We start from the raw sequence: 21,563 nt of genomic DNA, 5'->3' as shown, positions 1-21,563 counted from the left end.
AAGTTAAACCCGCTGGCGCCCCGGCCCCGGCGGGGCGGGCCCTAGACCGGGGGGGGGGGGGTTGCGCGGGGGCTTAAACCCAACCCCCCCCCCCCCGGGGGGGGGGGGGGGGGGCCCCCGCGGCCGAACTGTGCGCGATCGGCACCCTGGTGGGGTGAAAATCGCGCACGGGCGCCGGAGGTGCTACTTGCTGACGGTGATGTCCACGTTGTGGACGCCGTTGCCCTCGGGGGTGACGGTGGTGTCGCCGTTGCCGGTGCTGGACAGTGCGCGCACGGTCCAGGTGCCGGGGGCGGCGAAGAACCGGAAGTCGCCGGTGCCCGAGGCCACGACCTCGGCGGTGAACTCGCCGGTGCCGTCGAGCAGGCGGACGAACGCGCCGCCGACCGGCTGGCCGTCAGCGGCCAGCACGCGGCCGGTGATGACGGTCTCCTTCTCGACGTCGACGCCTGCGGGCAGGGTCTGACCCTGAACAGGTGCTCCACACATAACTAGGCTCCCAACTCGATCGGTGCACCCACGAGGGAGCCGTACTCAACCCAGCTGCCGTCGTAGTTCTTGACATTGTTCTTGCCGAGGATCTCCTGCAGCACGAACCAGGTGTGGCTCGAGCGCTCGCCGATCCGGCAGTAGGCGATGGTTTCCTTGCTGTCGTCGAAGCCCTTGGCCGCGTACAGAGCGGTCAGGTCGTCGTCCGACTTGAAGGTGCCGTCCTCGTTGGCGGTGGTGCTCCACGGGATGTTGATGGCGCCGGGGACGTGGCCACGCTGCTGCGCCTGCTCCTGCGGCAGGTGCGCGGGCGCGAGGATCTTGCCGGAGAACTCGTCGGGCGAACGCACGTCGACCAGGTTCTTGCTGCCGATCGAGTTGATGACCTCGTCGCGGAACGCGCGGATCGAGGTGTCCGGCTCGGCGGCCTTGTACTCGGTGACCGGGCGGGTGACCTCGGCTGCCGACAGCGGGCGCCCGTCGAGCTCCCACTTCTTGCGGCCGCCGTCGATCAGCTTGATGTCCTGGTGGCCGTACAGCTTGAAGTACCAGTACGCGTACGCGGCGAACCAGTTGTTGTTGCCGCCGTAGAGGACGACGGTGTCGTCGTTCGAGATGCCCTTGGCGGACAGCAGCTCGGAGAACTGCTCGCGGTTGAGGAAATCGCGACGGACGGCGTCCTGCAGATCCTTGCGCCAGTCGAGCTTGACTGCACCCTCGATGTGGCCGCCGTCGTAGGCCGAGGCGTCTTCATCGACCTCGACGAAGACGGTCTTCGGTGCGGTGAGGTTCTGCTCGGCCCAGTCGGCAGAGACCAGGACGTCGGAGCGAGCCATGGTTTTCCTTTCGATACTTCTTGCGTGGGTATGTGGGGGTGGTGCGGCCTAGGCCGGGTGGATCGGGCGGCTACGCCGCGGTGATCGATGTCGACCTGCGGAAGCGGGCCACGAGTGGGTAGATCTGGCAGCCGAGGCAGAACGCGAAGGCCGCGTTCAGCAGTGCGGCGAAGAGGGCGAACCCGGTGGCGACGGTGCCGACGACCGTGAGCCCGGTCAGGAACCCGACCACGCCGACGACGGCGAAGGCGAGCCCGACGAGCTGGGCGAACCGCAGTGGGGCGACCGGCTCACGCTCGGTGGTGGGGGACAGCCGCGGCGCGACGAATCGGGCGAACACCTGGCCGTACGGGCTGTTGCGGGGGCCGCGGGCGGCGCCGAGCCCGAACACCACGGCCTGCGCCGCGAGCAGCAGACCTGCTGCGACCAGTGAGAACGTCGAGAGGACGAGGACGGCGACGAGGACACCGGTGGTGATCCAGGCCGCGAACCGCGGACCGCGGACGTCGACCTGGTCGGGGAGTCCCGTGCCGGACCGGGGGGTGGTGGCGGTGGTGGACATTGGAGAATGCTCCTGCGCTTGAACGGATGCCTTGACGTGCGGAGATGAACCGCGGGTATTCCGGAAAAGTGATCACGGCGCGGTGCTCAGGCAGAAGGTGCCGGATGAGCGGAAAGCGTCAGCCGTGGAATCAGCAGCAGGTACAGCAACAACCGCCGAGGCGGCACAGGTCAACCGTGCGGCGTCGGGTGAGCATGAGCTCCTGGCTGGTTTGCACGTGAGCAGCTTACCCGTTTCCGGGCGAGTGTGAATCCCCGGGTGCGCACAGGGGCAGCAGCGCCGCCCGCAGATCGGCGGCCGTCGGCACCCCGGACACCCGGTACCGCTGCGCACCCGCGGCGTCGAAGATGAATGTGGTGGGCAGCGACAGAACGCCCAGTTCGGCTGCGAGCGCGGTGTTCTCGTCGATGTCGACCTCGATCTCGACGGCCCGCGTCGAGGTCGGGTCGAGCTCCTCGTCGAGGGACTCGAGGACCTGGCCGATCACCCGTCGGACGGCCGCGCACGGCCCGCACCAGTCGGCGGAGAAGTGCAGGACGGCCGGTCCGGCGCCCGCGACCCCCGCCTCGGCGAGCAGCGCCCGGCGGGTGTCGGTGCCGGAATCGGACGGTGCGGTGGCGCGCACGGCGCCCGACCTGGCCCGCAGCACCAGCCCGACCGCCACGGCCGCGACGAGGACCAGCGCGAGCACCAGCAGCCCGGTCATACCGGTCACGGCGTCTGCAGATCGTCGAGGTTGATCACCACGTTGTCGCCGGAGCCCTCGATCACGACCTGCGAGCCCTCCGCGTAGACCTTGGTGGGCAGCACGCCGAAGGGCAGCCGCTGCGCGTCGACGGTGCGGGTGAAGAGTCCGAGCACGGCGGGCTTGAGCGGCCCGGGGACGGTGAAGTCCGCGTTGCCCTCGGGGCCGAAGTAGAGGTCGGTCGCGACGATCTTGACGTTCTCGCCGTCGAGCAGGAGGTCGGCCTGCACGCTGATGGAGGCCCGCAGCGGTCCGATCGGAACGGTGCCGGTCAGCACCACGCCCCCGGTGGTGGTCATCCCGGAGCCGCCCGAACCGCCGGTGCCGTCGGACTTGTCGGCGGGCGGCGCGGACACCTGCAGGTCCGGGATGCCGAGGAACTGGCCGAGTGCAGTGGCGTCGATCAGGACCCGCCCGTCGAGCTGGTCGACCGGGACGGTCTTGACGCTGCCGTTGACCAGGTCGGATGCCGGGATGCTGACCCCGCGCAGGTTCGCCTCGATGGTGACCTCGCCGAGGACCTGGCTGTCGACACCCCTGGCGCGGATCTCCACGTCCTTGTACTTGCCGTTCGCGGCCTGGGTGAGGAACGGGAAGCCGCCGATGGTCACGTCGGGATCCGAGTTCAGCTCGCCGCCCTCGCGCAGGCTCCGCGAAACCCGATATTCGGAGTAGGCGGCCGCGCCGAAGTCGACGACCACGGCGAGCGCCACCAGCAACACCAGGCTGAGAATCAGTTTCCGCACCGCACCATTGTCGCTGACCGCAACGGGGCTGTGTGCGGTGCCCACCGGGCACGGCACGTTAGTCTGTTCGAGTATCGCGTCACTGTCGGCCGTGCCCGGGCACATGAAACGGCGAGAAGGGGAGGCCGCGTGGAGCTGCTCCTGCTGACCTCGGATCCACACCCTGAGTCGGTGCTGCCCTCACTCGCGCTCCTGGCACACACCGTGCGACCTGCCCCGACCGAGGTTGCGTCGCTCCTCGAGGCCGGTTCTGCCGATATCGCGCTGGTCGATGCCCGGACCGATCTGGCGGCCGCCCGTGGCCTGTGTCGGCTGCTCGGCAGCACCGGCTCAGCGGTTCCCGTCGTCGCCGTCCTGACCGAGGGCGGACTGGTCGCGGTGAACGCGGACTGGGGTCTCGACGACATCCTGCTGCCCGGCACCGGGCCCGCCGAGCTCGACGCCCGGCTTCGGCTCCTGGTCGGGCGCAGCGGCGGCATCGCCAGCCCGGAGAACTCCGGCAAGATCACGCTCGGCGAACTGGTGATCGACGAGGGCACCTACACGGCCCGGCTGCGTGGACGCCCCCTCGACCTCACCTACAAGGAGTTCGAGCTGCTCAAGTACCTCGCACAGCACGCGGGCCGGGTGTTCACCCGCGCGCAGCTGCTGCAGGAGGTCTGGGGTTACGACTTCTTCGGCGGCACCCGCACGGTGGACGTGCACGTGCGACGGCTGCGCGCCAAGCTCGGACCCGAGTACGAGGCCCTTATCGGGACCGTGCGCAACGTCGGCTACAAGGCCGTTCGGCCCAGCCGCAAGTCCGGCGCCGCGCAGCAGCCGGCCGATGACCAGGGCGACGACGACGGTGGCGCCGTCGACGATGCGGAGCTGACCCCGGCCAACGGCACGGTTTTGTAGTGCCCGAAGCAGCGATGAGCTGGTTCTCCCTGCTCGACGACGACCAGGTCGCGCAGGTGCACGGAATGCTGGACCGGGCGCTGGCCGCGGACGGGACCGCACCGCTCTCCGAGCAGGCGGTGCACCACATCGTCGGACGCTCGGAATCCCGGCACCTGCTGTGGACCCTCGACGACGTGATCGTCGGTTACGCGGGCCTCGAACCGCCGCATGCGGAGCATCCGGCGATGGTGGAGGCGGTCGTGGAGCCGGCCAATCGGGGCAACGGGATCGGCCGCGCGCTGGTCGCCGAGGCCGTGTCGCACGGCGGCGAGGGCGCCCGGGTCTGGGCGCACGGCGACCTGCCCGCCGCCCGCGCGGTCGCCGCACACCTCGGCCTGCGCCCGATCCGCGAGCTGCTGCAGCTGCGCCGCCCGCTGGACCGACCCGAGCTGCCGGACGTCGCGGTGCCCGACGGCGTGATCCTGCGGACCTACGCCGGGCCGCAGGACGACGCCGAGCTGCTCCGGGTCAACGCCGCGGCCTTCGACTGGCATCCCGAGCAGGGGTCCTGGACGGAACGGGAGATCGCCGAGCGACGCGCGGAGCCCTGGTTCGACCCCGCGGGCCTGTTCGTCGCGGCCGACGCGGAGACCGGCGCCTTCCTCGGGTTCCACTGGACGAAGGTGCACCAGGCGACGTCGGAATCCGCCGAGCTCGGCGAGGTGTACGTGGTGGCGATCGACCCGGGGGCGCAGGGCAGGGGCCTCGGCCGGCTGCTCACCGTCGCCGGACTGCGGTATCTGCGCGAGCGCGGGCTGGGAACGGTGCTGCTGTACACCGAGGCGGACAACGTCGCGGCGCTGCACACCTACGAGCGGCTCGGGTTCGAGCGGTTTCACGTGGATGTCGCCTACGCCTGAGGGCGGTCCGCCCTGGCCGGGGGTGATATTTGCCTCACCGGCGATGAGTTCACCCTCCGTTCACCATTCTGGGACGCTCTGTCCACCACCTACCCCTACCTTTCTCGTTGGGCGGCGCCGTGCTGCCTGGTGCAACGTTCATGCGAACTGCGCCACGGAACACCGCCCGACACGGGCGTGAAGTTGAGCCTCCCGGAGGAAATAGCGTGAACCTCAAGCGCAGTGCTGCGATGTTCGGTGTGCTGGCCGCAGGTGCCATGACCCTGGCCGCGTGCGGTAGCGACGACAACTCCGCCTCGGGCACGTCGGTGGACACGTCCACCTCGAACGCCGCCTGCGAGGGCAAGGGCACGCTGTCCGGCGCCGGTTCCTCCGCGCAGAAGAACGCGATGGACGCCTTCACCGCCACGTACATCGCGGTGTGCAAGGACAAGGGCAAGACCGTCAACCTGGCCTACAACCCCAGCGGTTCCGGCGACGGCCGCACCCAGTTCATCGCCAAGCAGATCGACTTCGCCGGCTCCGACTCCGCCATCAAGGGCGACCAGGCCGCCGCGGCCAAGGAGCGCTGTGCAGGCAACGACGCATGGAACCTTCCGCTCGTGTTCGGTCCCGTCGCGATCGCCTACAACCTCGACGGTGTCGACGACCTGACGCTCAACGGGGAGGTCATCGCGAAGATCTTCAACGGCGGCATCAAGAAGTGGAACGACCCGGCGATCGCCGCGCTCAACAGCGGCGCGACGCTGCCGGACCTGGACATCACCGCGATCGTCCGCTCCGACTCCTCGGGCACCACCGACAACTTCCAGCAGTACCTGACCACCGCCTCGAAGGGCGCGTGGACCCAGGGCGCGGGCTCCGACTTCACCGGCGGCATCGGCGAGGGCGCGAAGGGTTCGGCAGGCGTCGCGCAGGCCGTCGCGGGCGCGCCCGGCTCGATCACCTACGTCGAGAAGTCCTTCGCGGACCAGAACAAGCTCAAGTCTGCCCAGATCGACAGCGGCGCGGGCGCGGTGGCGCTGACCGAGGAGTCGGCCGCCAAGGCCATCAGCGGCGCCGCCTTCAAGACCGAGGGCGTCGGCGACCTCACGCTGGACCTGAAGTCGATCTACGGCACCACCGAGGCGGGCGCGTACCCGCTGGTCCTGGCGACCTACGAGATCGTCTGCTCCAAGGGCTACGACGCCGACACCTCCGCGGCCGTCAAGTCCTTCCTGACCAGCGCAGCCAACGAGGGCCAGGCCGAGCTGTCCGAGCAGGGCTACGTGCCGCTGCCCGCCACGGTCAAGGACAAGCTGAACGCGTCCATCTCGGCCATCGGCTGAGTGTTCCGACCGGTCCACGCTCTATATTCATACGAAGAAGATTGCGAGCGCAGATGAGCGACGCGCCCACCCAATCGGCACCTCGCACCCCCACCCCCGGTGATGTCGGGACCGGGGTGGGCGGTCCGCTCGGAACACCGGAGGCACCGATCACGCCAACACCTGCAGCCTCGTCCAAGACGGTGACGCGCCCGGGCGACCGGGTCTTCACCTCGATGGCGACCGGGTCGGCCGTGTTCATCACGGTGCTGATCGCAGCGATCGGTGCCTTCTTGGTCTGGCGGGCGGTGCCCGCACTCGCCCGCAACGAGGTGAACTTCCTCACCAGTTCCAAGTGGGACACCCAGGACATCAACGAGATGGCGTTCGGCGTCCTGGACCTGTTCCAGGTCACCGTGCTGGTGTCGGTGTTCGCCCTGCTGCTGGCCATGCCGGTGGCGCTTGGCATCGCGATCTTCCTCACCGAATACTCGCCGAAGCGGCTCGCGCGGCCGCTGGCGTACGTGATCGACCTGCTGGCCGCGGTGCCGTCCATCGTGTACGGCCTGTGGGGCCTGCTGATCTTCGCCCCCGCGATTAAGCCGCTGGCCGTCTGGCTGAACGAGAATCTCTCGTGGTTCCCGTTGTTCGCCACCGGCTCGGGTTCGATCGCGGGCGGCGGCACGATCTTCACCGCGGGCATCGTGCTCGCCGTGATGATCCTGCCGATCATCACCGCGGTCACCCGCGAGGTGTTCGTGCAGACCCCGACCGCCCAGATCGAGGCGGCTCTCGCGCTCGGCGCCACCAAGTGGGAGGTCGTCAAGACCACCGTCATCCCGTTCGGAAAGTCCGGCTACATCAGCGGTTCCATGCTCGGCCTCGGCCGGGCGCTCGGCGAGACGATGGCCCTCTACATGATCCTGCGCACCACCTCGAAGGCGTTCGGCTGGTCGCTGTTCGACAGCGGCTCCACGATCGCCTCGAAGATCGCCCTCGGTTACGCGGAGTTCAACAACGACATCCAGGCCGGCGCCTACATCGCGGTGGGCCTGGTGCTGTTCATCCTGACCTTCGTGGTCAACGCCGCGGCCCGCGCCGCGATCGCCGGAAAGAGGGACTGACATGACGGTGACCCTCGATCGTCCCGTCAAGAAGCCGACCTTTCAGGGGGTCAGCGGGCGGCGACGCTTCGCCGATCTGACGGCGGCGGTGCTCGTGACCCTCGCGGTGCTGGTGGCGCTGGTGCCGCTGGTGTGGGTGCTCGTCACCGTGATCGCCCGCGGACTGCCCGCGCTGACCAGCGCTACGTGGTTCACGCACTCGTTGAGCGGCCTGTCCGCGTCCGCCACCGGCGGCGGCATCTATCACGCCCTGATCGGAACCCTGATCCAGGGATTGGTGTGTGCGGCGCTGTCCATCCCGCTCGGACTGTTCGTCGCCATCTACCTGGTGGAGTACGCGGGCAGGTCAAAGCTGGGCCGGCTGACCACGTTCATGGTCGACATCCTCAGCGGCGTCCCGTCCATCGTGGCCGCGCTGTTCATCTACGCCCTGTGGATCGCGACCTTCGGCTTCCCCAAGTCGGCGTTCGCGGTGTCGCTGGCCCTCGTGCTGCTGATGGTCCCCGTCGTCGTCCGGAGCACCGAGGAGATGCTCCGGATCGTGCCGCAGGACCTGCGGGAGGCGTCCTACGCGCTCGGCGTGCCGAAGTGGAAGACGATCATGCGGATCGTGGTCCCCACCGCGCTGCCGGGCATCATCACCGGCGTCATGCTGGCCCTGGCCCGTGTGCTCGGCGAGACCGCGCCGCTGCTGATCCTGGTCGGCTACGCACCCTTCATCAACTTCGACATGTTCAACGGTGAGATGGGGTCGCTGCCCGGCGTCATGGTCGCCGAGATGAACAACCCGACCGACGCAGGCGCCAGCCGCATCTGGGGTGCGGCGCTCACGCTGATCGTGCTGATCGCGGTGCTGAACATCGCGGCGAAGGCGATCGGTCACCTCTCCCGGGTCCGGAGCAAGTGACCCCCAGGGCAGGAGCGAAGCCTGCGCAGCGACCAGATCTCAGTACCAGAATGCTCACACAACCCCGAGGGAGCCACCATGGCCAAGCGTCTTGATCTCAAGGACGTCAACATCTACTACGGCAAGTTCCACGCCGTCGCGGATGTGGGTCTGTCCGTGCCCCCGCGCAATGTGACCGCCTTCATCGGCCCCTCGGGTTGTGGCAAGTCGACGGTGCTGCGCTCGCTCAACCGCATGCACGAGGTCACCCCCGGTGCCCGGGTCGAGGGTGCCATCCTGCTCGACGGCGAGGACATCTACGGCTCGCAGGTCGATCCCGTCGGCGTCCGCCGCACCATCGGCATGGTGTTCCAGCGTCCGAACCCGTTCCCCACCATGTCGATTCGGGACAACGTGGTGGCCGGGCTGAAGCTGCAGGGCGTGCGCAACAAGAAGCAGCTCGACGAGGTCGCCGAGCAGTCGCTGCGGGGCGCCAACCTGTGGAACGAGGTCAAGGACCGTCTCGACAAGCCCGGCGGCGGGCTCTCCGGCGGCCAGCAGCAGCGTCTGTGCATCGCCCGCGCGATCGCGGTCTCGCCCGACGTGCTGCTGATGGACGAGCCGTGTTCGGCGCTCGACCCGATCTCGACGCTGGCGATCGAGGACCTGATCACGGAGCTGAAGAAGGACTTCACCATCGTGATCGTCACGCACAACATGCAGCAGGCCGCGCGGGTCAGCGACCAGACCGCGTTCTTCAACCTCGAGGCCACCGGCAAGCCGGGCAGGCTCGTCGAGATCGACGACACCGAGAAGATCTTCTCCAACCCCACCCAGAAGGCCACCGAGGACTACATCTCGGGCCGGTTCGGATAACCGCTCTTTCCGAACGGGCTGTTGTCGGGCGTCGCTCTCGGGCGATGTCCCGAGAACAGCCCGTTCGTCGTTCGGCGCCTGCCGCACTAAAACGCCCCGACCGGAACTCCGGTCGGGGCGTTGCTGGTTGTCGGGGTCAGGACTCGAGCGAGGTGGTCTCGTCCGGGTCGACCGGCATCTTGCCGGTGACGAGGAAGATGACCCGCCTGGCGACCTCGACCGCATGATCGGCGAAGCGCTCGTAGAACCGGCCCAGGAGTGTCACGTCGACGGCCGCGGCCACGCCGTGCTTCCACTCCCGGTCCATCAGCACGCTGAAGAGGTGACGGTGCAGGTCGTCCATCGCGTCGTCCTCCTCGCGGAGCTTCGCAGCCCGCTCGGGGTCGCGGGTCTCGAGGACCTCGCGCGCGCCTGCGCCCAGTGCGACCGCGATCCGGCCCATCTCGGCGAAGTAGCCGTTGACCTCCTCGGGCAGCACGTGGTTCGGATGTCGGCGGCGGGCGATCTTGGCGACGTGCAGCGCCAGTGCCCCCATCCGGTCGATGTCCGCGACGATCTGGATTCCGCTGACCACCGACCGGAGGTCACCGGCGACCGGCGCCTGCAGGGCCAGCAGGGCGAACGCCCGCTCCTCGCAGGAGACGCTGAGCTCGGTGATCTGGTCGTGATCGCTGATGACCTGTTCGGCGAGCGACAGGTCGGCCTGGAGCAGCGACTGGGTCGCCCGCTCCATCGCCGCGCCTGCCAGGCCCGCCATCTCGCCGAGCATGTCGGCAAGCTCGGTCATCTGTTCGTTGTAAGCCACGCGCATGGGATCCAAGCCTACGGCGTGTGGGGTACCAAGTCACGGTCGTTGGGTTAACGAGGCATGAATGACAGTGCACGTCAGGACGGCAAAAGCCGGCTATCCGCAGGAATCGTCCGCCGCGTTGGTGAACGCCAGATCGGCTGGCAGGGCGTCGGAGGCGGTGCCGTCCGAGGAGGTGCTCTTCGGGGCCAGCGTCGGGGTGAGCGCGGTGCCCTCGGGCTCCGGCTGGGCGACCGTGCCGGAGAAGCTCGACCCGAGCACCACCTCGACGATGCCGCCGAGGTCGGAGGACTCCTGCAGCACCGCACCGGGCAGCGAGGACGCCACCGTGGCGGCCTCCGCCTCGAGCCCGGGGGAGTAGCGGACCAGCGTGTTCGTGCTGGTGCCGGTGTAGTTGCCGACGCTGTAGATCTGGAATCCGTGGGCGCCGAGATCGTCGGCGGCGGTCGCGGCGAGTCCGGTCACACCCGATCCGTTGGACACCTGCAGCGAGACCGACAGCGGGCTGACCGCCTCCAGCCGCGGCTGCGCGGGCGCCACCGGCTTCGGGGCGGTCGCCGCCGCCGACGGAGCCGGTTCCTTGCGCTCCTCACCGGGGAGCGGCTCGTCGTCGATGATCGCCTCGAAGATCGCGTCGATGTCGTCCAGGCGCGGGATCTCGTTGCCCAGCTCGTTGGTGCCCGCGGTGGGGACGGTGAGGAAGGTGACCGCACCCGCATCGACGTTCTGCAGCGACCGGCCGAGCATCACCAGCGACTTGGTGTCGATGTTCTGCACGAACGTGTCCCGGGTGAAGGCGTTGATGAAGCCGTTGAGCTTGCCCGGGTCGAACAGCACCTTGTTGGACAGCGCGCCGCGCAGCAGGGATGACAGGAAGACCTGCTGGCGCTTGATCCGGCCGTAGTCGCCGTTGCCCTCGGCCTCGACCTTGCGGGCCCGAACGTAATTCAGCGCGGTGGCGCCGTCGATCGTCTGCGTGCCCGCGTTCGGAAGGACGGTGCCGAGTTCCCCGTCGATCAGGGGCGTGGTGGTGCAGATCTGCACCCCGCCGACCTGGTTGACCATCGATTCGAAGCCGGAGAAGTCCATGCCGACGAAGTGGCCGATCTTGAGGCCCGACATCTTCTGGATCACCTTCACCAGGCACTTGGGCCCGCCGTACGCGTAGGCCGAGTTGAGCTTGTCGTTGTCCGCGGGCGGGTTCATCGCGGTCGAGTACTGGCCCTTGTCGTTGTCCCAGTCCGCGCAGCTGGGCCGAGCGATGTCCAGGTCGCGCGGGAAGGAGACCGCGACCACCCGGCTGCGGTCGGCGGGGATGTTGACCAGGATCACCGTGTCGGCGCGGGCGCCCTCCGCGTCGGCGACCGAACCGGCGCCGACGCCGCCGTTCGCGCCCGCCCTGGTGTCGGTGCCCACGATCAGATAGGTCTCGTCGCCGGTCTGTCCGCCCGGGTCGACGACGTCGGTGCTGTCGAGGTCGAGCGCGGCCACCTGGCTGAAGCCGTTGTCGGTGGCGCGCAGGTAGCCCCACGCGACGCCGGTGATTCCGACGGAGGCCGCCGCGGCCAACGCGACTGCGCCGCGGCCAAGTACCCGCCAGCGTTTCTGCTTGCGGCTCTTGCTGGCGGCGAGCCGGGTCTCGCCGGGGGCGCCAACCCGGGCGGGCTCGCCCGCTGCGGGGCCGACGTGCTCGGGGGTCGCGCGGTGCAGCCAACCGGTGGTCGGCGGCGGAGGGGCGGGGGTCGGATCATGCCGCGGGCGGGCAGGCGGCAGCGGCGACATCGCGGGCGTCTTCATCCGGCCGGTGTCGGACGGGGGCGGGGTGACGCGGTTCATCAGGTCGGCGACGGAGAGTCGCTCGGTGTGCTCGCCCGGTTCGCCGCGTCGGCGTCCGGTCGACTCGATCCGGCCGCTGTCGGTCCACTGCTGGTCGGGCGGTGCCGGGGCGGGGTGCTGCGGCTCTGGTCGGTACTGGGGCCGGCTCACCTGCGAGAGCGGTCGTTCCCAGGGTGCGCGACCTTCAGGCACGGGGCCCGGAGTCTGATCGTCGCCCACCTACTTCAACCCTGCCTCTCGCGTCCGAAATCTCCGCCACCCCGGACGGTCCCAACATGATACTGATCGGGACCGCTGGTTCCAGTCGGGTCAGCCGCCCGAGTGCATCAGGTCGGCGCCCGCGGGCACGAGACAGTCCTCCGGATCGTCGAGCCAGCCCTCGGGCAGGGAGACCTTGCCCGGCGACCCCTGGCGTCCGCGCGGTCCCTCGGCGTCCTTGGGGAACGGCACCGTCGGGTCGAGTTGGACGAGCAGGTCGTCGAGTTCGGTGAGGGTGGACACCATCGCCATCGCCACCCGCATCTCCGACCCGGCTGGGAATCCGCGGAGATACCACGCGACGTGTTTGCGCAGTTCCCGCAGGCCCTTGTCCTCGCCGTGGTGGTCTGCCAGGAGTTCGGCGTGCCGCCGGATGATCGTGGCGACCTCGCCGAGGTTGGGCGGCGTTGGTTCCGGGGTGCCCGCGAGCGCGGCGCTCAGCTCGGCGAACAGCCAGGGCCTGCCGAGGCAGCCGCGGCCGACGACGACGCCGTCGCACCCGGTCTCCGCCATCATCCGGACCGCGTCCTCCGCGGCGAAGATGTCGCCGTTGCCGAGAACCGGGACGTCGGTGACATGTTCCTTGAGCCGGGCGATCTCGTTCCAGTCCGCGGTGCCCGAGTATCGCTGCGCGGCGGTGCGCGCGTGCAGGGCCACCGCGGCTGCGCCCTCGCCGGCGGCGATGCGTCCCGCGTCCAGGTGGGTGTGGTGGTCGGCGTCGATACCGACCCGGAACTTCACCGTGACCGGGATGTCGGTGCCCTCGGTCGCGCGGACCGCGGCCGCGACGATCTGGCCGAACAGGGTGCGCTTGTAGGGCAGGGCGGCGCCGCCGCCCTTGCTGGTGACCTTGGGCACCGGGCAGCCGAAGTTCATGTCGATGTGGTCGGCCATGTTCTCGTCGACGATCATCTTCGCGGCGGCATAGGTGGTGGCCGGGTCCACGGTGTACAGCTGCAGCGAACGCGGCGTCTCGGTGGGCCCGAACGTCGTCATGTGCAGGGTGGCGGGCTGGCGCTCGACCAGTGCCCGCGCGGTCACCATCTCGCAGACGTACAGCCCCGAGGTGCTGCCGGAACGGGCCAGCTCCAGCTCGCGGCACAGGGTGCGGAACGCGACGTTCGTGATGCCCGCCATCGGGGCGAGCACGACGGGGCTGCGCAGCTCCAGTGAGCCGATTCGGAGTGTAGACATCTGATACCTCGATAGAAATGGCTGTGCCCGGCACCTTGTTTCGGTACCGGGCACAGGATAGCTGGCGCTGTCAGCGCCGCTGTTGGCTCCGCTGTTGGTTCAGGAAGCCTGCTGCTCGCGCTTGGCCGCCTCGCGGGCAAGCATGCGGTCGCGCTGCTCCTCGAACTTTACGGCCTGCGCCTCGAGGTTCTCGAGGAACTTGGCCAGGTCCTCGCGAATCTGCTCGCCCTCGGCGGTGAAGTCGGTGCGCTCGAAGATGTTCCACTTGCGGAGCACCGGCATCACCACCTCCTCGAGGTGCTGACGCAGGTCGTAGATGCCGTGCTTGGCCATCAGCACGCCATTGCGACGGAAGTTGGGCATGCCTGCCCCGGGCATCTGGAAGTTCTGGACGATCTCGTTGATCGATCGCAGCGCCTGGTCCGGCGCCAGGTCGAGGGCCGCGGCGCAGACGTTGCGGTAGAAGATCATGTGCAGGTTCTCGTCCGCGGCGATGCGCTGCAGCATCTTGTCGGCGATGGGCTCGTTGCAGGCCTTGCCGGTGTTGCGGTGCGAGACGCGGGTCGCGAGTTCCTGGAATGTCACGTAGGCGACGGAGTGCAGCAGGCCTGCCGCGCCGCCGTCGGGCAGCGAGGAGTAGCCGTTGGTCATGTGCTCCATGCGGAAGCGCTCGAGCTCGACGGGGTCGACGGCGCGGGTCACGACGAGGTAGTCGCGCATCACGATGCCGTGCCGGTTCTCCTCGGCGGTCCAGCGACCGACCCAGGTGCCCCAGGCGTGGTCCATCGAGAAGTTCTCGGCGATCTCGCGGTGGTAGGACGGCAGGTTGTCCTCGGTGAGGAGGTTGGTGATCATGGCGGCGCGCGCGACCTCGTCGAGCTGAGACTGCTCGATGTCCCAGTCGTCGCCGCCCATGGCGGCGAAGTTGCGGCCCTCGTCCCACGGCACATAGTCGTGGGGATGCCATTCCTTGGCCATGGAGATGTGCCGATTCACGTTGTCCTCGGCGACCTGCGCCAGCTCCTGAAGCAGTTCGAGTTGGGTCAGATCCCTGGCCATACGCATGCCCTCCAAAATGTCGTCTGAAATCGGCTCAACGTAGCCTACGGGACCGTAACCACGTTGTGAATCGTTTCGAACTGGTCACAGCCCTGGGAAGTTACTGCCGGGTACAGGCCAACCCCCCTCCAGCACATCGGCCCAGCGCGGCCGTTCGTTACAGCGCGGCGTGGGGGAATTCCGGTGAAAGCCGCCGACAGAAAAGGCGGCGCCCCGATATTCGGGACGCCGCCATTCGGCAGGGCTGTGCGTCGGACTACTTGCGTCCGCCGCCGAGGAGGCCGCCGAGCAGATCACCGAGGCCGCCGGCCGCGCCGCCGCCCGACGCGCCGCCGAGGAGGCTGCCGAGGACGTTGCCGAGGCCGCCTGCCGACTGCCCGCCGCCGCCGAGGAGGCCGCCCAGCAGGTCGCCGATGCCGCCGCCGCTTGCCTGGGCCTGCGCGGGTGCGGCCGCGCCGCCACCGGAAAACTGCTTGGCGACGAACGCCAACACGATGGGCGCGAGGATCGGGAGCAGCTTGCCGACGAGGTTGCTGCCGCCGGCACCGCCCGTGCCGCCCAGCGCGCTGATGACCTGGTTGGTGTTGTCGCCGAACACATTGTTGACGATCTTCTCGCCGTCGGCCTGGTCGACCTGGTCGATGTCGACGCCGCCGGTGAGCAGGGCGGGGTCGGCGTGCTGTGCGAGCGCGTTCTCGAGCGAGGCGGCGCCCGCCGGGTCCTGAGCGTTCGCTTCGAGGCCACCGACCAGGGTCGGGATGGCCGTCTTCACGGCAGCGGTCGCGGTCTGCTCGTCGACCCCGAGCTTCGCGGCGATCTGGCTGATGGGGATCTGGGACAAAAGGTCGTCAAGTGATGCCATGAGAGCCCGCCTCTTCGTGGACGCTCTTTTCTCGAGTGTCCGGTGCATCCGAGACTAGTGACCGTCGCGACGGGTTGGGCAGATTCGGCGCGCGAACCGGCGCGTCGGTCTAGACGGTCACGGCGGACTTCTCCCGCGGCACGAGGCACGCGAGCAGCGCCACGACGAGACCGCCCGCCACCAGGTTGAGGCCCGTCTGGTTGCTCAGCAGGTTCGACGCCTGGTCGCGGAACTGGTCGCCGAATCGTTCGTCAACTCGAAAGAAGAACGCGCCCAAGGTGATCGCTCCGGCGAGGATGCCCAGCCAGCCGAGGATCCGGGAGCCGGTGAGCGCGCTGAGCAGGATGAGCGCGGCCGCGATCAGCAGTAGCAGCGCCATCGACTTGTAGAAGGTCACCGACTGATCGCCGAGCTGCTCGAGGGCCCAGCCGGCGGGGAATCCGTTGCGGAGGTCGTCGATCTCGACATTGGTGGGTTCGGTGCCTCGCATGATCGGCAAGAAGGCACCGATTCCGATCGCGATGCCGCACAAGAGCAGAACGAAGTGGACCCAGGTTCGCATGGCGTTCTCCCTCAGGATCGAATTCGGGTGTCACGCGTGCATGACTCACGGTAACAATCCGGCCGCTCTGTCGCGCGGAAGTGGTCCGATGGGCGCAGGATTCAGCGAAGGGCCACGGACGTCAGGTACCCAGGAGGACGGCAGCATGACCGAGAGCAATGCGGCAACCGGCGCGGCGCCCCCCGAGAAGGGCGGCCTGCCCGGCTGGGCGAAGAAGGTGATCGCCGGGCTGATCCTCGTTGTCGTCCTGGTCATCACGTACTTCATCCTGGCGGCCTTCCTGCCGCGGTGGTGGGCGCAGCAGGCCGGAGCGTTGTCGTCGGGCAGCTTCACCAAGGGCATCGCCTGGGGGCTGATGTACGGAGTCCTCTGTACGGCGGTGCCGCTGTTGTTGTTCTTCCTGGCCTGGCGGGTCCGCGGCAAGAAGCACAGCCGGGTGGTGCAGGTGGTTGCGGTGGTCCTGGGAATCGTTGCGGCGCTGCCGAACCTGCTGACCCTGACCGTGGTGTTCGGGGGAAACGCCGCAGCGCACGCGGGGGAGCGGATCCTCGACGTCGACGCGCCCGGATTCCGGGGCGCGTCGGTCGTCGGCGCGATCATCGGGGCGCTCGCCTTCGCGGTGTTCGTGGCGCGCAGCATGTCCTACCGGCGTCGCGGGGCCGAGCTGAGCAGAATGCGTGAGGATGCCAAGGCTCGCGAGGAGGCGGCCACGCCCGACGCGGGCGGGGCGAACCCCGACCGGCACGGCTGAGCCCTCGCCCGATGATGCTGCGGACGAAGCGAGGTCAGGCGTGCTGACGTGCGCTGGTCAGCGGCAGGGTCTCCGGCTGCCGACCCACCAGGCCGAGTGCGCCCGCCACCGCCACGATTGCCCCGGCCACCACGGTGACGGTGGCCGCGGTGGTGGTGCCGCTCGGGAAGTCCATCGCCAGCGGTGTGGCAAGCAGGAAGAGTCCGAGTGCGATGAGACCCCAATGGCTCAACCGCGATTCGGTGGACATCGCCCACAGTCCGGCGGAGTAGGCGAGCAGGCCGAGGATGAGGATGGCGCCGGTGATCTGCCGGTAGCCCTGGTCCGGCACCCACATACTCAGGAGCACGAGGGCGATTCCGGTCACGACGACGATCATGTCGCGGCGTACCTCGCGGACGTGTTCGGAATCTCTCATGGCGGCCTCCCTGGTGGTTCGCCGTCACGCTCATGGCTTCAGGGATCGGAGCGTGACGTCACTCGCTTCCGATGTCACCATTCTGGACCGGAGGTGGGAGGGTGTCGAGCCTCGAATCGGCTTCGGTGACCACTCAGTCCAGGCCGACGTTGCCCTGCGTCGGGCTGCTGAAGCGGGGCTGCGGGGCGGGCGCGGCGCTCGGCGTCGCGGCCGAGTCCGTGAGACTGGTGGTTTCGGGGTGGCTGAAGAGCGGGCCCGAGGGATCGATCATGTGTTCCATTGGGTGAGCATGCTCCAATCTGGCGCGGAAGGCCATCGACGCGGCTGCGGCGCGTCGCGGCGGCCTCGGATACGAAATCGCCCCACCAGGCGATGGCCTGGTGGGGCCTGTGGTGCCCCCAGTAGGGCTCGAACCTACGACCTGCGGATTAAAAGTCCGTAGCTCTACCAACTGAGCTATAGGGGCGCGGTGCAGAAGTCTAGTGGCTTCACCGTGTCCGCGAGGACGGGACCCCGGCAATGGGAAGTGCGCCGATCTCGGCCACGTCGGCACCCGTTCGTGGGTGGGTGCGCGATGATGACGGGGAGGTCAAGGGAGGGCCGATGGAGAAGCCACGAATCGACCCGGTTCAGGTGTCGTGCAAGGTCCGAAACCGGCTCTACCGCAAGGCGGTGCTGGCAGGCTCGGATCTGCCGCTGGACGAAATCGCCTCGCACCGCTCCGACGACGACGCGCTCATCTGGGTCGATCTGCTGGCCCCCACGGTCGGCGACATCGTCGCGTTGTCCCCGTTGATCGGCGGCGCGGTGGCGCTGCACCCGTTGGCCGTCGAGGGGGCGATCACCGGACATCAACGACCCCGACTGGTCAGGTTCCGGGATCACAGCATGTTGCACACGCGCGCTGTGCGTTTCGATGCGACGAGCGGCCAGCTCAGCTCAACGGACATCTCGATATTCATCCTCGACCGTGCGCTGATCACCATCCGGTCCGATGACGGTTTCGCGGTCGATCCGATCCTCGGGGACTGGGACGACAACCCTGATCTCGCGGGATACGGTGTCGGATTCCTGCTGCACACGTTCCTCGACGAGATCGTGGACGGGTACTTCGTGGCCCTCGACGCCCTCGACGAGGAGATCCAGGGCCTGGAGGACGAGCTGCTGATCGAGGACGGTGCGCAGAGCGCGGGACGGTCGAAGAATGCGGTGCAGTTGGAGAGCTTCAGGCTTCGCAAGTCCGTCGTGCGGCTGTCGCGGGCGGTGCTGCCGATGAACGAGGCCTTCAGTGCGCTGCTCCGGCAGGGCGCGCACGTGCTCCAAGCCGAGATGACGCCCTACTACCAGGACATCTACGACCACTCCCTGCGTGCGACCGAGCGAATCGACGGCCTGCGAGACACCATCGAGTCCATCCTCGCGACCCACCTTGCGATGCAGGGCAATTCGCTGAACGAGATCATGAAGAAGCTCACCGCATGGGCCGCGATCATCGCCATTCCCACCGGGGTGACGGGCTACTTCGGCCAGAACATCCCGTTTCCCGGTTTCGGTCAGGCGGAGGGGTTCTGGCTGAGTGCGGTCCTGCTCGTCGGGCTCGCGTTCGGGCTCTGGCTGAGTTTCAAGCGCCGAGACTGGCTGTGAGGCCGCGAACTGGAGCGGCGCGAACACGAACGGCTCGGGTGCGCACCCCCTGCGCCGCACCCGAGCCGTATTAAATCATACCACCCGGTGTGTTCTGCGGTTTGGACACCTTACCCGCAGGTAGGCGGATAACGCGGGAGGTTGACGCGAAATTGTCCGAATTAGGGCTATGGTGACAACGAGGTCGTCTGGTGGCCTGTCGGGGCACGGGATAGAGCTGCACGGTTTCGGAGGCGACTGGCTCACATGGCACGTCAACAGGAACGCGCGCGCAGGACGCGCGCCGCGATTGTCGAAGCTGCGGCGGTGGAGTTCGCCCGCCGGGGTTATGCCGCGGCGTCCGTGAACACGATTCTGGAGGGGTCGCACGCCACGAAGGGCGCGATGTACTTCCATTTCGAATCGAAGGAGGAGCTGGCCCGGGCCGTCCTCTCCTCGGCGCTCGAGCGCTACACGGAGACCACCGATCGCTGGAAGGCCGTCGAGGCCGACCCGTTCCAGGTGCTGCACGCGATCATCGTGGACCTGGCGGAGCGGTTCGCCAACGACGTCATCGTCCAGGCGGAGTTCCGTCTGATCATCGAGCCCGAGTTCTATGCCGAGGTGCGGTCGGGCGGTTCTCAGGTGTGGGGTCACACGGCGGTCGAACTCGTGCAGCGCGCGCAGGCCGACGGGCAGCTCCGGCCGGGCGCAGACCCCGATACGTTCACCCGCGTCCTCGGTGCAGCGCTGGCCGGCCAGCGGTACATGCTCGACCTGACCACCGACAGCACGCCGCTGCGCGATCGATTCGAGGAAGCGCTCGCGGTTGTGCTCGAGGCGCTGGCGTCGCAGGAGTGGCTCGAGGGCTGGCGACGCACCGGTTGGCTGGATCTGAGTGCCGATGCGGCGGTCGTGACCCCCGAAAACGGGCCAGAAACCGGCTCTGACCATTCGATTTGAGTTTTTCCGAATCCGTGTCTTAAGCTATCCCAGCTCCCAACGGAAAGCCGTTGAGGGAATTGCCGGAGAGATCCGGTGGGCCCCCTTCGTTTAGCGGCCTAGGACGCCGCCCTTTCAAGGCGGTAGCGCGGGTTCGAATCCCGTAGGGGGTACGTTAGACCAGTAAGATCAAGTGTTGTTGACACCAACACTTTGCAAGGCCCTGTGGCGCAGTTGGTTAGCGCGCCGCCCTGTCACGGCGGAGGTCGCGGGTTCGAGTCCCGTCAGGGTCGCAAGGTGCCGTTCATTCGGCACAGTGCGATAGGCATTCGGTTCGGGTGCCACCCGGCCAGGTAGCTCAGTTGGTACGAGCGTCCGCCTGAAAAGCGGAAGGTCGCCGGTTCGATCCCGGCCCTGGCCACCACGAGTGGTACATCAACTCCGGCTTCGAGTTCAACTCGAGGTCGGAGTTTTTCGTTTCAGGCGCGCATCGCCAGTTTCCGTCGGGCAACCACGTGATCTCCCCAATGTCACAGTGATTCGGCTCAGTCGAATCACTGTGACATTGGGGAGATGGTGGACTAGCTGGCCGAGGCCCAGCTGTCCGGGCCGAACACCTCGTAGTGGATGTGGTCGGCCGGGACCTGACGCGCGATCAGCGTCTCGCGGACGGAGAGCATGAAGGGCAGCGGCCCGCACAGGTATACCTGGGTGCCCGATTCGATCTGGAGGTCGGACAGGTCCGCCCGGCCGAGGTGCGTGGTCTCGCCTGCCGCCCGCGTGCCCAGGTCCTCGTACCACCGATGCATCACCGCGAACGGCATCCGCTGTACCAGTTCGGTCAGCTCCGCCCGGTGTGCGTGCTGGGCGGGGGAGCGGTCCGCGTGCAGCACGGAGACCTGGCGCGGGTCACCGGTGGCGGCGAGGTGGTTGAGCATGCCGATCATCGGCGTGCAGCCGATCCCGGCGGACACGAGCAGCAACGGAGCGTCGTCGTCCTCGAGGACCAGGTCGCCGAACGGCAGCGACACGGATACCTCGTCGCCCTCGAACAGGTTTCGGTACAGGTGATTCGAGACCTCGCCGGCCGGAACCGTCGACCCGTCGGGCCTGCCCTCCGCCGGGACGGCCTTGATGCTGATCTGCCACTCGGACTCGGACGGCGCGCCGACCAGGCTGTACTGCCTGATCTGGCGGGCGCCATCCGGCAGTTGGACGCCGATGGAGACATACTGTCCCGGCCGGTACGCGGGCAGGGGTTCGCCGTCGGCCGGGCTCAGGATGAAGGTGACGGTGTCCGCGGACTGGAGGACGCGCCTGCCCACCACCATCTGGCGCCAGACGTCACCGGCTCGGACCCCGGACGAGGAGTAGAGGTCCGCCTCGAGTCCGATCAGGGTGTTGGCCATCAGCCAGTAGACCTCGTCCCACGCGGCCGCGACCTCCGGGGTGACGGCGTCGCCCAGGACCTCCACGATCGCCTCGAACAGGTACTTGTGCACGATCAGATACTGATCCGCGGTGATGCCAAGCGAGGCGTGCTTGTTCGCGATCCGCGACATGATCAGTTCGGTGCGCGGGGCGTCGGGGCTGACCTGCAGCGCCGCGAACGCCGCGATCGCGCCGGCGAGGGCCTTCTGCTGCTGGCCCTGCTTCTGGTTCCCCCGATTGAACAGATCGCGTTCGAGTTCGGGGTGGGCGGCGAACATCTTCGGGTAGAAGAGCGCGGTGATGTCCTCGATGGCAGCTCCCACGGCGGGGAGGGTCGCCTTGATGACTTCGGTCGATGCTGGAGAGAGGGTCATGACCCGACGGTATTAAACTTGCATATGAGATGCCAGTATTGTGACGCACTCCACTACATTGCGTAGTAGGCC

At 68.2% G+C, this 21,563-nt stretch carries 23 protein-coding genes and 4 tRNA genes; 12 read left to right on the top strand and 15 right to left on the bottom strand.

Going from position 1 to position 21,563, the window contains the following annotated elements:
• Positions 1 to 183: 183 nt before the first annotated feature.
• The 5 genes from ACFXMV_RS19555 to ACFXMV_RS19535 form a co-directional block, all read right to left on the bottom strand.
• Complete coding sequence (locus ACFXMV_RS19555; RefSeq protein WP_027503393.1) at positions 184 to 489, bottom strand: DUF1416 domain-containing protein; 306 nt, start codon at positions 487 to 489, stop codon at positions 184 to 186.
• 2 nt (positions 490 to 491) lie between these two features.
• Positions 492 to 1,325: a sulfurtransferase gene (locus ACFXMV_RS19550; protein WP_378500773.1), complete on the bottom strand. Its 834-nt coding sequence runs from the start codon at positions 1,323 to 1,325 to the stop codon at positions 492 to 494.
• A 70-nt stretch (positions 1,326 to 1,395) separates the two neighbouring features.
• Positions 1,396 to 1,887, bottom strand: coding sequence for a DUF4395 domain-containing protein (locus tag ACFXMV_RS19545; protein WP_378500772.1), 492 nt, complete (start codon positions 1,885 to 1,887; stop codon positions 1,396 to 1,398).
• 226 nt (positions 1,888 to 2,113) lie between these two features.
• Positions 2,114 to 2,593, bottom strand: coding sequence for a thioredoxin family protein (locus ACFXMV_RS19540; protein ID WP_378500775.1), 480 nt, complete (start codon positions 2,591 to 2,593; stop codon positions 2,114 to 2,116).
• 5 nt (positions 2,594 to 2,598) lie between these two features.
• Positions 2,599 to 3,378 carry an LmeA family phospholipid-binding protein gene (locus ACFXMV_RS19535; RefSeq protein ID WP_378500771.1) on the bottom strand — a complete coding sequence of 260 codons (780 nt, stop codon included), beginning with the start codon at positions 3,376 to 3,378 and terminating at the stop codon, positions 2,599 to 2,601.
• Positions 3,379 to 3,507: 129 nt separating this feature from the next.
• Here ACFXMV_RS19535 and ACFXMV_RS19530 point away from each other — a divergent pair, with 129 nt between their 5' ends.
• The 6 genes from ACFXMV_RS19530 (at position 3,508) to pstB (ending at position 9,373) form a co-directional block, all read left to right on the top strand.
• On the top strand, positions 3,508 to 4,278 hold the full coding sequence (locus tag ACFXMV_RS19530; RefSeq protein WP_378500770.1) for a winged-helix domain-containing protein: 771 nt from the start codon (positions 3,508 to 3,510) through the stop codon (positions 4,276 to 4,278).
• A gap of 14 nt (positions 4,279 to 4,292) precedes the next feature.
• Complete coding sequence (gene mshD, locus ACFXMV_RS19525) at positions 4,293 to 5,180, top strand: mycothiol synthase (RefSeq protein ID WP_378500774.1); 888 nt, start codon at positions 4,293 to 4,295, stop codon at positions 5,178 to 5,180.
• A gap of 206 nt (positions 5,181 to 5,386) precedes the next feature.
• Complete coding sequence (gene pstS, locus ACFXMV_RS19520; protein WP_378500769.1) at positions 5,387 to 6,508, top strand: phosphate ABC transporter substrate-binding protein PstS; 1,122 nt, start codon at positions 5,387 to 5,389, stop codon at positions 6,506 to 6,508.
• A gap of 53 nt (positions 6,509 to 6,561) precedes the next feature.
• Positions 6,562 to 7,611 carry a phosphate ABC transporter permease subunit PstC gene (pstC, locus tag ACFXMV_RS19515; RefSeq protein WP_378503421.1) on the top strand — a complete coding sequence of 350 codons (1,050 nt, stop codon included), beginning with the start codon at positions 6,562 to 6,564 and terminating at the stop codon, positions 7,609 to 7,611.
• Position 7,612: 1 nt separating this feature from the next.
• Positions 7,613 to 8,518, top strand: coding sequence for a phosphate ABC transporter permease PstA (gene pstA, locus ACFXMV_RS19510; RefSeq protein ID WP_378503422.1), 906 nt, complete (start codon positions 7,613 to 7,615; stop codon positions 8,516 to 8,518).
• A gap of 78 nt (positions 8,519 to 8,596) precedes the next feature.
• On the top strand, positions 8,597 to 9,373 hold the full coding sequence (pstB, locus tag ACFXMV_RS19505; protein WP_027503383.1) for a phosphate ABC transporter ATP-binding protein PstB: 777 nt from the start codon (positions 8,597 to 8,599) through the stop codon (positions 9,371 to 9,373).
• Positions 9,374 to 9,509: 136 nt separating this feature from the next.
• Here pstB and phoU read toward each other — a convergent pair whose 3' ends face one another.
• From phoU to ACFXMV_RS19475, 6 genes are all read right to left on the bottom strand, one after another.
• On the bottom strand, positions 9,510 to 10,184 hold the full coding sequence (gene phoU, locus ACFXMV_RS19500; RefSeq protein WP_378503423.1) for a phosphate signaling complex protein PhoU: 675 nt from the start codon (positions 10,182 to 10,184) through the stop codon (positions 9,510 to 9,512).
• Positions 10,185 to 10,277: 93 nt separating this feature from the next.
• Positions 10,278 to 12,236, bottom strand: a complete 1,959-nt coding sequence (locus ACFXMV_RS19495) for an LCP family protein (RefSeq protein ID WP_378503424.1) — start codon at positions 12,234 to 12,236, stop codon at positions 10,278 to 10,280.
• Between the two features lie 90 nt (positions 12,237 to 12,326).
• Positions 12,327 to 13,469: a tRNA dihydrouridine synthase DusB gene (gene dusB / locus ACFXMV_RS19490; RefSeq protein WP_378500914.1), complete on the bottom strand. Its 1,143-nt coding sequence runs from the start codon at positions 13,467 to 13,469 to the stop codon at positions 12,327 to 12,329.
• Positions 13,470 to 13,568: 99 nt separating this feature from the next.
• Positions 13,569 to 14,528: an acyl-ACP desaturase gene (locus ACFXMV_RS19485; protein ID WP_378503438.1), complete on the bottom strand. Its 960-nt coding sequence runs from the start codon at positions 14,526 to 14,528 to the stop codon at positions 13,569 to 13,571.
• A 256-nt stretch (positions 14,529 to 14,784) separates the two neighbouring features.
• On the bottom strand, positions 14,785 to 15,390 hold the full coding sequence (locus ACFXMV_RS19480; protein WP_378500913.1) for a DUF937 domain-containing protein: 606 nt from the start codon (positions 15,388 to 15,390) through the stop codon (positions 14,785 to 14,787).
• Positions 15,391 to 15,499: 109 nt separating this feature from the next.
• The gene (locus tag ACFXMV_RS19475; protein ID WP_378500912.1) at positions 15,500 to 15,952 is read right to left on the bottom strand and encodes a hypothetical protein; all 453 of its coding nucleotides are present in this window, start codon (positions 15,950 to 15,952) and stop codon (positions 15,500 to 15,502) included.
• Positions 15,953 to 16,097: 145 nt separating this feature from the next.
• On the opposite strand from ACFXMV_RS19475, the gene ACFXMV_RS19470 reads away from it, so the two are divergent.
• Complete coding sequence (locus ACFXMV_RS19470) at positions 16,098 to 16,703, top strand: hypothetical protein (protein WP_378500911.1); 606 nt, start codon at positions 16,098 to 16,100, stop codon at positions 16,701 to 16,703.
• A 34-nt stretch (positions 16,704 to 16,737) separates the two neighbouring features.
• Here the strand turns inward: ACFXMV_RS19470 and ACFXMV_RS19465 are convergent, their stop codons facing one another.
• The 3 genes from ACFXMV_RS19465 to ACFXMV_RS19455 form a co-directional block, all read right to left on the bottom strand.
• The gene (locus ACFXMV_RS19465) at positions 16,738 to 17,121 is read right to left on the bottom strand and encodes a hypothetical protein (protein ID WP_378500910.1); all 384 of its coding nucleotides are present in this window, start codon (positions 17,119 to 17,121) and stop codon (positions 16,738 to 16,740) included.
• Positions 17,122 to 17,254: 133 nt separating this feature from the next.
• Positions 17,255 to 17,401: a hypothetical protein gene (locus tag ACFXMV_RS19460; protein WP_378500909.1), complete on the bottom strand. Its 147-nt coding sequence runs from the start codon at positions 17,399 to 17,401 to the stop codon at positions 17,255 to 17,257.
• A gap of 110 nt (positions 17,402 to 17,511) precedes the next feature.
• A tRNA-Lys gene (locus ACFXMV_RS19455) sits at positions 17,512 to 17,587 on the bottom strand.
• 137 nt (positions 17,588 to 17,724) lie between these two features.
• Here ACFXMV_RS19455 and ACFXMV_RS19450 point away from each other — a divergent pair.
• The 5 genes from ACFXMV_RS19450 to ACFXMV_RS19430 all read left to right on the top strand — a co-directional run bounded on the left by ACFXMV_RS19450 (position 17,725) and on the right by ACFXMV_RS19430 (position 20,110).
• Positions 17,725 to 18,765 carry a magnesium transporter CorA family protein gene (locus tag ACFXMV_RS19450; protein ID WP_378502095.1) on the top strand — a complete coding sequence of 347 codons (1,041 nt, stop codon included), beginning with the start codon at positions 17,725 to 17,727 and terminating at the stop codon, positions 18,763 to 18,765.
• A gap of 246 nt (positions 18,766 to 19,011) precedes the next feature.
• Positions 19,012 to 19,707 (top strand): ScbR family autoregulator-binding transcription factor, encoded by a 696-nt coding sequence (locus tag ACFXMV_RS19445; RefSeq protein ID WP_378502096.1) that lies wholly within the window; start codon positions 19,012 to 19,014, stop codon positions 19,705 to 19,707.
• A 79-nt stretch (positions 19,708 to 19,786) separates the two neighbouring features.
• Positions 19,787 to 19,859 (top strand) — tRNA-Glu (locus ACFXMV_RS19440).
• Positions 19,860 to 19,905: 46 nt separating this feature from the next.
• Positions 19,906 to 19,979: transfer RNA gene (locus ACFXMV_RS19435), tRNA-Asp, on the top strand.
• 54 nt (positions 19,980 to 20,033) lie between these two features.
• Positions 20,034 to 20,110, top strand: a tRNA-Phe gene (locus ACFXMV_RS19430).
• A 157-nt stretch (positions 20,111 to 20,267) separates the two neighbouring features.
• Here the strand turns inward: ACFXMV_RS19430 and ACFXMV_RS19425 are convergent.
• Entirely contained in the window at positions 20,268 to 21,491 is a 1,224-nt protein-coding gene (locus ACFXMV_RS19425) for a globin domain-containing protein (RefSeq protein WP_378503425.1), read from the bottom strand.
• Positions 21,492 to 21,563 lie beyond the last annotated feature (72 nt).

Source organism: Rhodococcus sp. NPDC059179 (genome assembly GCF_042754885.1).
Classification (GTDB): domain Bacteria; phylum Actinomycetota; class Actinomycetes; order Mycobacteriales; family Mycobacteriaceae; genus Rhodococcus_G.
Note: the sequence above shows the minus strand (reverse complement) of the source record. Positions and strands in the feature narration are given on the sequence as shown.